The sequence below is a fragment of the Methylobacter sp. genome (assembly GCF_023227905.1).
Taxonomy (GTDB): Bacteria; Pseudomonadota; Gammaproteobacteria; order Methylococcales; family Methylomonadaceae; genus Methylobacter_A.
In genome coordinates this window covers 42,379-53,793 of record NZ_JALOCF010000006.1, presented here as the reverse complement: position 1 = coordinate 53,793, position 11,415 = coordinate 42,379, and the positions used below count along the sequence as shown (strand labels likewise).

Below are 11,415 nucleotides of genomic sequence, written 5' to 3'. Positions count from 1 at the left end.
ATAAATCCCCATGTCCACCTTTAAGTTCCAGCAGTTTTCAGTATTGCAGAAACACTCCGGCATGAAAATATGCACCGATGCCGTGTTATTCGGCGCAATGGCTCCGGTCAATCCGGGCGACTGCGTGCTGGATGTCGGCACCGGCACCGGCGTGCTTGCGCTGATCGCAGCCCAGCTGGGCGCGGCGAAAGTCACCGCCGTGGAATTAACGCCGGAAGCGTTTAAAGAAGCCGACATCAATTTCAGCAACAGCCCATGGGCAAGCTGCCTTGAAGCCGTGCATCAGGATATCCAAAGCTTTGCCCTGACCGCCAACCGGCAATACGACCTGATCATCAGCAACCCGCCGTTTTTTGAAAACCACCTCAAAACCGTCGATACCTTAAGAAACATCGCCCGGCATACCGACCAACTGCCGTTTGCCGATTTGATCGGCATTGCAGGAAGCTTGTTATCCCCGCAAGGTTTATTTTATTTGCTGCTTCCCGCTCATGCAGCAGCAAAATTTTCAGCTCAGGCTTTGGAAGCGGGATTTTATTTGATCAAGCAAGCCGATTTTCGCGGCTATGCGCACAACGAAGCCAAGGTATCCGCGCTGACGTTCAGTCGCTGTAAAGCCGCAATGCCTATGGCAAGATTGCTGACTATCTATGAATCCCGCAACACTTATAGCCCAGATAGTGAAGCTTATTTGGCCGATTTTCTGCTGCGGTTTGCCAAAGACCAGCAGTCAAATCCAGAACATAAGACATGATTGAAAATAGGTGTAAAATCAATAGGCAGAGCCTGCGGGCTTTAATTTAATGATGGCATAGCGCACGCCTAAAAAGGCGCTTTAACCTTTATATGTTGGAAACCGGGCATCAATCAGATTATGATTATGTACCAGGACAGAATGCCTGGTTTTATTTAATGGTGGTTTATACATTTTTTCACACTCTTCATATCCGGTACTTTACCGGTTATTGACGACTTAGTTTCTAATCTGACGGCTGTACACATGATTGCAATTAACGCAGTACCTCAACGGAATTAAAACTTTATGGAAGAACTATTCATCGGCTGGCTGAAGGAATATGGCTACGTAATTTTGTTCCTGTGGAGCATATTGGAAGGAGAAATAGGCCTGATCATGGCTGGAATCATGTCGCATACCGGCGACATGCAATACTTCATGACGATTTTTGTGGCGGGTCTAGGCGGGTTTACTGGAGATCAAATCTACTTTTACATTGGCCGTTTCAATAAAGGCCTTATTCAGCGTAAGCTACATAGCCAGCGGCGTAAATTTGCGATTGCGCATTTGCTGTTAAAAAAATACGGTTGGCCCATTATTTTTATGCAGCGCTATATGTATGGCTTGCGGACCGTCATTCCCATGTCGATTGGCATTACCAAATATTCGGCAAAGAAATTTGCCTTGATTAACCTTATCAGCGCGTGGGTATGGGCCACTATTACGATAACCCCCGCTTATTTCTACGGTGAGGAAATATTAGGTTTATTGGCCGATGCTAAAGAGCACTGGTATTTTGCCCTGCCAATTGCCGGAGGATTTCTTTATGGAATTCATGCCTATTTCCAAAAACTGGAGCGGCATTTCTTGCAAAAACGAAGTAACCGTTTTTCAAATGATGAGAAACAGGAGCAGGCCAGCGAATCTCCGGAAGATATAGCTGCGTGACGGACACGCTTTTTATGCTCGACCTTTCCATGCTTAAAACAAGGACGGTTTAGGGTTTACCCATCCGCCGCTCCATCACCGGATATCATAATGTCGAGCGACAAAATATATCGCCCGACATTGGGTCAACTTTTGAATATAACCCGATTAGTTAACTACCCGATGTCCGCGGTTTCTCATACAGCTGGAATAGGCTCTTTTGTACGCGGATTCTGCATCAAGACCCTTATAAGCGCCACCGCCGATACCGCCCGTTGCCGCACCGATGGCTGCACCTGTTCCGGGGTTCCCCGTGATTGCACCTATTGCTGCGCCGCCAGCCGCGCCGATTAAACCGCCAACGCCGGCACCGATAGCGGTTTCTTTGGCAGTGCCGCTAGAGGCATGACTCGCCAAATCTTTACATTCGGCCATATCTTGATTGATGCGATAGGAATTAGGATCGTTATAGGCATCAACGGTTGGCGTCCATCCACCTTGGCTGTAGCAACCTGCGATTAATGTACTGCCTATTAAAACGATACTGGTGGTTAGTTTTTTCATATTGTTTGATTACCTTTCGGAGAAATTGATTTTTTACAGAATACTTCATTTTTTATGAATAAAGTATGAATACCATAGCACTATAATCGATTGAAATCATACAAACATTTCTAGCATAAGAGCTCAGACCCGTCAATCAAACGGGGACTGATGCTGGCTTGCAAAGTTTAAGCGTTATAACTCCCTTAAAACCTGAAGCGGGGATTTGTTAACCACATTTCTTACGCCCCAATAACCTGCAAAGCTGACAAATAAAACGCCGATCACCGGCACAATTCCCCATAAAGAATAATTAACATGATATTCCATATGCATGACATGGGTGTACAAGGCGTAGAGTATGGCTTCAGAAATAATGACTGCCAGCACGCCGGCAATCAAGCCGAGCAGGCTGAACTCGATAATGTGGGTCTTTCTTAAAAATAAGCGATTGGCGCCCAGCGTTCGCATCAATGCGCCCTCATGGATACGACTGTCCAAAGTCGCGTAAACAGCAGCGTACAATACCGTAAAGCCGGCCATCAGAGCAAAATACAGCAGGTAATTAATCGCTTCAGTCAATTGGCTCAGTATGGTTTGGAATTGACGTAAAATTAAATCGACTTCCAGAAGGGTGGTGCTGGGGTATTTTTTTATCAGTGCGTTTAAAAAGTCTTTTTGGTTTTCCGGCAGATAAAAACTGGTGAGAAAAGTGCTGGGAAACGCGTCCAGCGTACCGGGCGAGAAAATCATGTAAAAATTCGGCTTCATAGTATCCCACTGAAGTTGGCGAATACTGGTAACGGTGGACGTAAACTGCTGGCTGCCGACGGTAAAGGCCAACTGATCGCCCAGCTTGATTTTCAGGCTGTCGGCCAGTTTCTGTTCGACGGAGACCTGCCCGGCCTGAGCATCGATCCACCAGCTTCCGGCCGTAATTTTATTATCCTCCGGCAGCTCTTTAGTCCAGGTCAGGCTTAATTCCCGATGCGTGGCGCTTTCGCCCTGCGAATCTTTGCTGACGATTTGTTGCACCGGCGTGTTGTTAATGGCGACCAGTCGCCCTCTGACTACCGGATAAAACTGGCTGCCGTTGATTTGCTGCTGTTGCAGGTCTTGCTGAAAGCCTTGTTGCTGCTCGGGAAAAATATTCAGCGCGAAATGGTTGGGCGCATTGGCGGGCAGCTGTTTGTGCCAGTCATTGATCAGATCGGTACGCACAGTAAAACTGAGCACCATCGCCACCAACGTAATGCTGAAAGCCAGTATTTGGCCGACGCTGCCCCGAGTGTTTTTTAACAAACCCTGCAAGCCGAAACGCCAGGTCAAGCCAAGATGCGGCAATAATCTCCGGCTAAACCTTAGCAATGCATAAACCAGCAAACCGAGCAGCAGCAATGCCCCCATACCAATGCCGATAATGATCGCCGTCATTTTAAGATCATCGGTATAGCGCCAGATTAAAACGCCAATAATGCCGATTGCCAAGCCGTAAATCAGCCAAGCGCTGCTCGGCAAGGGTTCCAGTTCGCGGCGCAACACCCGTAAAGGCGAAACTTTTTTAAGGCGCAATAACGGCGGCAATGCGAAGCCCAACAACACAGCCATGCCGATGATAAATCCGAAAAAAACCGCCAACAAGCCGGGATCGGCGACCTGCTGAGGCAATAGCGACCTCAATAAATGAAACAGCCCCTGCTGCGCAAACCAGCCCAACAGGCAACCTATCGCGCTGGCCAATAAACCCAACACGACAAACTGGCTGCCGTAAAGCCAGAGTATTTCGTTCTGCTTGCAGCCAAGGCAGCGCAATATCGCGGTAGCGTTAAAGTGCCGTTCGGTATAGCGCCGGGTGGCCATCGCGATCGCCACGCCGGAAATCAAAATGACAACAATGCTGGATAAGCCCAGATAACGTTCCGCCCGTTCCAGCGCCGAGCCCAGCTCCGGGCGATCTTCATGGATGTCCATGATGCGCTGGGACGGATTCAGCTGCGGTTTGACCCAACGCCTGAACTCGGCTAAAGCTTTGCTGTCGCCGCTGAATTGAAAGAAATGACGCACCCGGCTGCCCGGTTGCAAAATGCCGGTCGCCTGCAAATCGTCGGCATTCATCATCACGCGCGGGGAGAAACTGTAAAAATCGCCGCGTTTGTCAGGTTCGTACGTAATGATATGGCTGACGGTCAGTTTTTTATCGCCCACGGTTAGCGCATCGCCAAGATTAACTTTAAGCGCCGACAGGACGCGCTTTTCAACCCAGGCGGTTCCGGGTTCCGGACCGGAGTGCACAGTGGCTTCAGTCGAATAGTCGGAGGTGGTGGTTTTTAAAAAACCGCGCAACGGATAAGCGGAACTGACCGCTTTAATGCCTGCCAGTAAAAGCTCGTCATGCTCAATCAACACACTGGAAAATTCGACCGTTTGCGCTTGCGCGAGGTTGAGCTGCGTTGCCTTGGACAGCCATTCGTCCGAAATAGGCGCCGGACCTGTGATCACCAAATCGGCGGCCAAAAATTCCGCCGCCTGGGTGGTCATGGTGCGTTGCAGCCGATCAGCAAACAGCGATATGGCCGTCGAGCTGGTGACGGCAATAATCAAAGCCAGTATCAGTATGGTCAACTCGCCGGAACGGCTGTCGCGCCATAACAGCCGGAGAGCTAAATTAAAACGTGTCATAAATGCGTCCATAAAATTAGTGCTTGGAATTTACCACGAAGACACGAAGAGCACGAAGTTATTGAGCATTTCTTAATGACTACAAACTTCAACCACCTGTATGGACGCAGACATCCAGAGTCTGTAAATGGCAAAATTTAGTGTAGGGCGGCCCTACTCAATTGAAAGGCGTGCATCGTCAGGAAAGCGTTACTCTTTAAACCTTCGTGCTCTTCGTGTCTTCGTGGTGAAAAACTCTTAACCATTGCACAACATCAATTAGCTACTATGCGCCCCGCATCGAGTTTAATGACACGCTGGCAGCGAGCCGCCAGGACTTGATCATGCGTCACCAAAATTAACGTCGTCTTGTTTTCCAGATTAAGCTCGAACAGCAAATCGATAATATGCGCCCCGGTTTTGCTGTCCAGATTGCCGGTCGGTTCATCGGCGAACAAAATCGAGGGCTTGGTCACAAAGGCCCTGGCCAGGGCTACGCGCTGCTGCTCGCCACCGGAAAGTTTCTGGGGCGTATGCGATAAGCGATGCGACAGACCGACTCTCTCCAATAACGCGGCAGCGGCAGCCTTGGCGTTTTTGTCGCCGCTTAATTCCAGCGGCAGCATCACGTTTTCCAGAGCGGTCAATCCCGGCAGCAACTGAAAGGACTGGAACACAAAGCCGATCAGCTCATTGCGCACCGCCGCCCTGCCGTCTTCGTCCATCGCCGTCAATAGTTTTCCGTTCAAACTGATAGTTCCGGCAGTCGGCGCATCCAATCCGGCCAGCAGGCTGATCAAGGTGGATTTACCCGACCCGGATTCGCCGACGATGGCAATACTTTCACCGGATTTGATTATCAAATCTATGGATGACAAGATATGTAATATTCCGTCGGACGTGGCTACCGATTTACTCAGGTTTTCCGTTACTATATCGCCGGGAAGATTTTGTATGTCGCAAGCTTCCCGGGAGCAGGCGCGGCGATCGCCAGTGATGGAATGCTGGTCGTCAGCCCGACGGAAAGATGTGCGACGACCATTGTTTAATGATTGAGTTTTCATAATGACCAGATTCTTATTTGCTGTGATTGTTTCGTTGGTGTCGATGACCGCTACGGCCAAATCCATTGTGGTATTGGGAGATAGTATCAGTGCCGGTTACGGAATTGAAGTCTCGCAAGGCTGGGTGGCGTTATTGCAAAAAAAACTGAACGAAAAAGGCGCGAGCCATATCGTCCACAATGAAAGCATCAGCGGCGATACCACGGCCGGGGGGTTAGCGCGAATAGACCGGGCCTTGACCTTACACAAGCCGGATATCGTCATCATTGAGCTGGGCGCTAATGACGGTTTGCGCGGTTTACCGCCGAAGTTGATAAAAAGCAACCTTGCCGAAATAGCCCGCCGCGCACAAAAAGCCGGAGCAAAAGTATTGCTGCTGGCTATGAAAATCCCTCCCAGTTACGGTAAGCGCTATACTGATCTTTTCGACAGCATCTACCCGCAATTAGCTAAGGAGCTGGGCGTTCCGTATGTACCTTTTATCATGGAAGATGTCGCACTGAATAAAGATATGATGCAAGCGGACCGCGTGCATCCGAACCACAAAGGGCAGCCGTTCATTGCCGATAGAGTATGGCCGCAGTTGCTGCCGCTATTAAAATAAAAAACCTTCAACAAGAAGAGAACACTAGATGAAATCTTTAACACTTGAAAAAGCCAACCTCATTATTAATGCGGCCATTAATAAAGCCCGTAAGTTAAACATGGAGCCGATTACCGTGGTAGTTTTGGATGCCTCCGGACATTTAAAAGCCATGCAACGGGAAGACGGCGCAACCGTGATCAGAGAACAGATTGCTACCGCGAAAGCCTGGGGCGCAGTCAGCATGGGCATATCGTCGCGCAGCTTGGCCGGGGTGGCGGAAAAAAGGCCCGATTTTATGAATGCCCTGTTAAATATGGCGGATGGAAAAATCATGCCGGTTCCGGGTGGCGTTCTGATCCGCGACACCAAAAACAATCTGATCGGCGCAGTCGGCATCAGCGGCGATATTTCCGATCAGGACGAGCGTTGCGCAATTGTCGGCATTGAAGCTGCGGGATTTATTGCGGGGGTTTGAAGCGGTCAAACTGCCTGAATATCTAAATATCCCTTTATAAAAGTCGGGATAGCCCAACGAAGGGCGGCAGTCGGTGCCTGTCTTGCTGTTGCTGGTCAAAACGCCGATACGCAACTATTTGCATATGCAAAGCTGGTTTTGGTGGAAGTATCTGAAAGTCTGAAAAAACTAGACCCGGTAACAAAAAAGTTTGGTCTTTCGCCTGTCTTCAATGCCGACTATCGACTCCGGTTCCCAATCCGGTATCGGAAAAGATGAAGAGATAAACAGACTGCCGGGGCGCATTTCGCGCCTGACTTTCCCGCTCAATTCGGCCATGACCGCCGGCGAAAGAAACGCAAACACCACCTCGTAATAAGCAAGATTGCAGCCCCATAAGCTGGCGCGTCTTGCCGTCGCATTCGGCAGCCTTCGGCAACGCCAGGCGGTAATCAGCCAAGGCAGCGGCGCGCATTCCCAGGCATCGACTGCCATAGCACGACGCTCTGCCAGCGGCACTGCCACTGAACCGATTCCGGCGCCAAGATCGGCGAACATACCGGCATTTTCGCGCTCAACAATCGCCGCTACCGCATCCGCTACGGCAGTAGAAGACAAAAACAGCGGCACATCGCCTTTAACGGTACCCCAAAACACCAAGGCCAGCAGCAGCGCAATCAGTAGATACAACCCGGGAGATAACTGCAAGGCGAGCATGGCGATTGCCATCGGCAGAAACAGTAAATGGATCGGCATCCACCAGTACGGCTGGCGAAACGCGCTGGACCATAAGGCAGCGGCAACGCCTTGTACCACCGCCAAGCGCCATGCGCCGTGAAACAGCGCAGGCGACATCCAGGCCAGAGTGATTGCAAACGCCAACCCCATCGCCTGTGCGGCAAAAGCTTTGAATAATGTTACCCAACCTGGTGCTTCGGCGATCTTCATTACGGTCAGGCCGGAAAATGTATCGGTATTAATTCTTCGGGGAATTTGGTTTGGACGCGGGAGCTTCAGGAACGGGTACTGGAGTCGGTGCGGCAGATGGATCCAAGGTTTTGGATACGGTTTCTTTGACAGCCTTTTCCTCTAAAGCTTTTTGCCGGTTGCCTTCGCCATAAAGCGTAGCGGCAACCATAAACAAGACGGTCGATATAATGAGAATTAAAAATCTGTCCGGTTTTTTCAAAAAGAACAAAGGCCATTTGGGCTTAATCATTCCAACTACAAAAAAAAGCAGGGTCCAGATCCCTGTGTGAAAAGCGATTTTTATCAGCATTATAATTACTCGTTAAACTTACATTTAGATAGTTTTATATTATTATTAGTTGAGCGGCCGTTTGCAACACGCACGGCGCTATTTTAGCGGTTTTACTTTGTCAGGGTCTGAATTGTTGGTCTCGGTTGTTCCAGTCGGCTGATATTTGCCGCATCCGCATTAAAACTCTCATCTATAGAGTTTTCATATACATAAAAATCAGGAGAAGGTTCCATGGGTGATTTTGCTTTAGCGTTATTAATTTTCGCCGTCTTGATGGTGTTTTTGAGCGTCAAATCGGTTCCGCAAGGCATGGAGTATACCGTCGAGCGCTTTGGTAAATATACCCGTACGCTGACGCCGGGCTTGGATTTCATCTGGCCGATTTTTGATCGCATCGGCCATAAGATGATTATGATGGAGCAGGTGATGGACGTGCCGTCACAGGAAGTGATTACCAAGGATAATGCGATGGTCACCGTGGACGGCGTGGTTTTCTACCAAGTCATGGACGCCGCCAAAGCCGCGTATGAAGTCAGCCAGCTGAGCTGGGCGATCCTGAATCTGGTGATGACCAATATCCGTACCGTCATGGGCTCGATGGACCTCGATGAACTGCTGTCGCGCCGCGATGACATCAATGCACGGCTGCTGGCCGTGGTCGACGATGCCACGACCCCGTGGGGCATCAAAGTCACCCGCATCGAAATCAAAGACATTGCTCCGCCCAAAGATCTGGTCGAAGCGATGGGTCGGCAAATGAAAGCCGAGCGGCTGAAACGCGCCTCGATTCTTGAGGCCGAAGGCTTACGGCAATCCGAGATTTTACGCGCGGAAGGTGCCCAGCAAGCGGCTATTTTGGAAGCGGAAGGCCGCAAAGAAGCATCCTATCGCGATGCCGATGCCCGTGAACGCTTGGCCCAAGCCGAAGCCAGAGCAACATTGATGGTGTCCGAGGCGATCGGCAAAGGCGACGTCCAAGCCATTAACTATTTTGTCGCGCAAAAATACATCGAAGCGTTAAAAGATATCGGCGCGGCTAACAACAGCAAACTGGTTTTCATGCCGCTCGATTCATCTAGCGTGATTGGCGCCATCGGCGGCATCAGCGAGCTGGCCAAAGAAGCCATAACCAATGCAGCGAACGCTAGAAAAAGCTGATATGAATGAACTAGAAGTTGTCTTTTGGAACTGGTGGGTACTCGCCCTTATTTTATTAATAATAGAACTACTGGCTCCGGGCTTTTTCTTTTTGTGGATGGCGGCCTCCGGTTTAGTCACCGGCTTGCTGTTATGGCTGATGCCTGCTCTCGACATCCAATTGCAGGTATCTATTTTTTCGGTACTGTCAGTTGTTGCGATCACCGTGTGGAAGCTTTACGGAAAAAACCACCCCACAGTCACAGACCATCCGTTATTAAACAAGCGCGGCCAGCAATATATCGGCCGGGTCTTTAGCCTGTACCAGCCGATAGAAAACGGCGAAGGCAAAATCAAGGTAGACGATTCCATCTGGAAAGTTCACGGCGAAGATTGCGATATCAACACCAGGGTAAAAGTCGTCGCGGTTCGCGGCACGGTGTTTGATGTGGAAAAGATTCGGGATGCCTGATTAAAATCGGCTTTGCGATTTATCAGGTGAATATCAATCCGTAAGCCGGGTTAAGTTAGCCACTGCAAATTTAACCGGTCTATTTTTCATGCCTTGAAGCGACGTTTGTTATCAATAACCGGTTTATTTGCTCCATGTCTTCTTGGGCCAGGCTGCTGGACGCTTGTTTCAGCTTCAAGGTATTCAGCAGATAATCATAGCGGGTGCGTGAATAATCCCGTTTAGCCCGATATAGATTTCTTTGCTCGTCCAGTACTTCAACGAGTGTCCGTACGCCGACTTCAAAACCGGCTTCAGTCGATTGCAGGGAAATCTCGGCGGAGCTGACTGCGGTTTTCAGCGCTTCTACGCGGCTAATGCTGGTAGTGATGCCCCGGTAAGCATCTTTGACCTGACGGTTTACCGCTCTTTTAGCGGCAGTTAATTGTTCTTTGGCCTGTTCATATTTATAACCGGCTTCCCGGGTTCTGGAATTGACCGCGCCGCCTTCAAACAACGGGACATTCAAGCGCAGACCGACAACTTCTGTCGATCCTCGCAAGCCAAAATTACTGGTCGTATCGTATTCGCCTATGGAAGCGGTCAAATCCAATTTCGGCAGATGTCCATTGCGCTGTAAATCAATCGATTTCCGGGCAAACTCCATTTGGTTAAAGGCTGAAATGATGCTGAAATTACCAACTTCCGCAGAACTGCTCCACACCGAGATATCATCCGGCTCCGGTCTGGCTAACGGAATCTTCTCGCCCAAGGCATTAAGCGTGATGTCTTGCTCGCCAATAATTTCCGCTAACGCTTCTTTTTGGTTATCGACATTATTGACCGCCTCGATTTCATTGGCGGTGGCGGTATCGAAAGCGGCTTGAGCCTGCTGGCTTTCGGTAATCCCGATAACGCCTATGGCAAATTGTTGTTTAGCCTGATCGAGCTGACGCGCAATCGCCTGTTTCTCCGAGCGGCTAAATTCAAGATTGTCCTCCGCAGATAAGACATTGAAATAAGCCTCAGCGATTTTAACCATCAGTTTTTGCAGCTCAGCCTGATAATCCGCCTCGGCTTGGGCAATTTGATTATCGGATTGGCTTAACTGTATCCAGTGTTCCCAGTGAAACAATGGCTGGGTCAGGTTGACATTAAAATAGTTGTCCGAGTAATTCTGTAAGCCCGCGCCTTGATAAGTAAACCTTTTGTTATTCAGACGATTTACAGTGCTATTACCTGTTGCCGAAACATTGGGCAGGAAATTTGCGATACTTTGATCTTTCGATTCACCAACGGCCAGCTGGCTGGCGTTCGCTTGTTTTAAAACCGGATCATTTTGCAACGCCAACTCATAGATTTCCAGCAAATCCTGAGCATATATAACAGGAGAAATCCCTGTTAAAAAAATAACAATAAAACCCGGTAAGTAATTGGACACAGCTCGCTTGATGATATGAATGAACATGCAATTTTATTTCCCGGGTTAGATGCATTTATAGCCTTATAAAGCCGTCACCTTGCATAGTTCGCAAGGTAAGCGGCACCACGGCGATTAAGCTTGAATTGGCTTCAAAAACACCATTATAGCAGGAGTT

Annotated in this window: 12 protein-coding genes; 6 read left to right on the top strand and 6 right to left on the bottom strand. The window is 49.3% G+C overall.

The annotated features are described in order from the left end of the window. The first annotated feature begins 10 nt into the window (after positions 1-10). Together M0R47_RS03970 and M0R47_RS03965 are read left to right on the top strand one after the other, a co-directional pair. Positions 11-754: a methyltransferase gene (locus M0R47_RS03970; RefSeq protein ID WP_292550632.1), complete on the top strand. Its 744-nt coding sequence runs from the start codon at positions 11-13 to the stop codon at positions 752-754. Between the two features lie 288 nt (positions 755-1,042). Continuing rightward, positions 1,043-1,684 carry a DedA family protein gene (locus M0R47_RS03965; protein ID WP_292550629.1) on the top strand — a complete coding sequence of 214 codons (642 nt, stop codon included), beginning with the start codon at positions 1,043-1,045 and terminating at the stop codon, positions 1,682-1,684. A 147-nt stretch (positions 1,685-1,831) separates the two neighbouring features. On the opposite strand, the gene M0R47_RS03960 is transcribed toward M0R47_RS03965, so the two are convergent. The 3 genes from M0R47_RS03960 to M0R47_RS03950 form a co-directional block, all read right to left on the bottom strand. Beyond that, positions 1,832-2,227, bottom strand: a complete 396-nt coding sequence (locus M0R47_RS03960) for a glycine zipper family protein (RefSeq protein ID WP_292550626.1) — start codon at positions 2,225-2,227, stop codon at positions 1,832-1,834. A 174-nt stretch (positions 2,228-2,401) separates the two neighbouring features. After that, a complete protein-coding gene (locus M0R47_RS03955) occupies positions 2,402-4,885 on the bottom strand; it encodes an FtsX-like permease family protein (RefSeq protein WP_292550624.1) in 2,484 nt (827 codons plus the stop codon). A gap of 254 nt (positions 4,886-5,139) precedes the next feature. Further along, positions 5,140-5,928: an ABC transporter ATP-binding protein gene (locus M0R47_RS03950; protein WP_292550621.1), complete on the bottom strand. Its 789-nt coding sequence runs from the start codon at positions 5,926-5,928 to the stop codon at positions 5,140-5,142. Position 5,929: 1 nt separating this feature from the next. Here M0R47_RS03950 and M0R47_RS03945 point away from each other — a divergent pair, with 1 nt between their 5' ends. Then, the gene (locus M0R47_RS03945) at positions 5,930-6,532 is read left to right on the top strand and encodes an arylesterase (protein WP_292550618.1); all 603 of its coding nucleotides are present in this window, start codon (positions 5,930-5,932) and stop codon (positions 6,530-6,532) included. Positions 6,533-6,560: 28 nt separating this feature from the next. Continuing rightward, positions 6,561-6,989 carry a heme-binding protein gene (locus M0R47_RS03940; protein ID WP_292550616.1) on the top strand — a complete coding sequence of 143 codons (429 nt, stop codon included), beginning with the start codon at positions 6,561-6,563 and terminating at the stop codon, positions 6,987-6,989. A gap of 168 nt (positions 6,990-7,157) precedes the next feature. Here the strand turns inward: M0R47_RS03940 and M0R47_RS03935 are convergent, their stop codons facing one another. Continuing rightward, complete coding sequence (locus M0R47_RS03935; RefSeq protein ID WP_292550613.1) at positions 7,158-7,916, bottom strand: hypothetical protein; 759 nt, start codon at positions 7,914-7,916, stop codon at positions 7,158-7,160. A gap of 28 nt (positions 7,917-7,944) precedes the next feature. Continuing rightward, positions 7,945-8,247, bottom strand: coding sequence for a hypothetical protein (locus M0R47_RS03930; RefSeq protein WP_292550610.1), 303 nt, complete (start codon positions 8,245-8,247; stop codon positions 7,945-7,947). Positions 8,248-8,460: 213 nt separating this feature from the next. On the opposite strand from M0R47_RS03930, the gene M0R47_RS03925 reads away from it, so the two are divergent. Together M0R47_RS03925 and M0R47_RS03920 are read left to right on the top strand one after the other, a co-directional pair. After that, positions 8,461-9,387 carry an SPFH domain-containing protein gene (locus M0R47_RS03925; RefSeq protein WP_292550608.1) on the top strand — a complete coding sequence of 309 codons (927 nt, stop codon included), beginning with the start codon at positions 8,461-8,463 and terminating at the stop codon, positions 9,385-9,387. A 1-nt stretch (position 9,388) separates the two neighbouring features. Beyond that, positions 9,389-9,838, top strand: a complete 450-nt coding sequence (locus M0R47_RS03920) for an NfeD family protein (protein ID WP_292550605.1) — start codon at positions 9,389-9,391, stop codon at positions 9,836-9,838. Between the two features lie 79 nt (positions 9,839-9,917). Here the strand turns inward: M0R47_RS03920 and M0R47_RS03915 are convergent, their stop codons facing one another. After that, positions 9,918-11,285, bottom strand: coding sequence for a TolC family outer membrane protein (locus M0R47_RS03915; protein ID WP_292550602.1), 1,368 nt, complete (start codon positions 11,283-11,285; stop codon positions 9,918-9,920). Positions 11,286-11,415 lie beyond the last annotated feature (130 nt).

Bases quoted from the DNA above. Each gene is read 5' to 3' on its own strand.
- M0R47_RS03960 (WP_292550626.1), bottom strand. From the start codon at position 2,227: ATGAAAAAACTAACCACCAGTATCGTTTTAATAGGCAGTACATTAATC.
- M0R47_RS03940 (WP_292550616.1), top strand. From the start codon at position 6,561: ATGAAATCTTTAACACTTGAAAAAGCCAACCTCATTATTAATGCGGCC.
- M0R47_RS03970 (WP_292550632.1), top strand. From the start codon at position 11: ATGTCCACCTTTAAGTTCCAGCAGTTTTCAGTATTGCAGAAACACTCC.
- M0R47_RS03935 (WP_292550613.1), bottom strand. From the start codon at position 7,916: ATGAAGATCGCCGAAGCACCAGGTTGGGTAACATTATTCAAAGCTTTT.
- M0R47_RS03925 (WP_292550608.1), top strand. From the start codon at position 8,461: ATGGGTGATTTTGCTTTAGCGTTATTAATTTTCGCCGTCTTGATGGTG.
- M0R47_RS03945 (WP_292550618.1), top strand. From the start codon at position 5,930: ATGACCAGATTCTTATTTGCTGTGATTGTTTCGTTGGTGTCGATGACC.
- M0R47_RS03950 (WP_292550621.1), bottom strand. From the start codon at position 5,928: ATGAAAACTCAATCATTAAACAATGGTCGTCGCACATCTTTCCGTCGG.
- M0R47_RS03955 (WP_292550624.1), bottom strand. From the start codon at position 4,885: ATGACACGTTTTAATTTAGCTCTCCGGCTGTTATGGCGCGACAGCCGT.
- M0R47_RS03965 (WP_292550629.1), top strand. From the start codon at position 1,043: ATGGAAGAACTATTCATCGGCTGGCTGAAGGAATATGGCTACGTAATT.
- M0R47_RS03915 (WP_292550602.1), bottom strand. From the start codon at position 11,285: ATGTTCATTCATATCATCAAGCGAGCTGTGTCCAATTACTTACCGGGT.
- M0R47_RS03920 (WP_292550605.1), top strand. From the start codon at position 9,389: ATGAATGAACTAGAAGTTGTCTTTTGGAACTGGTGGGTACTCGCCCTT.
- M0R47_RS03930 (WP_292550610.1), bottom strand. From the start codon at position 8,247: ATGCTGATAAAAATCGCTTTTCACACAGGGATCTGGACCCTGCTTTTT.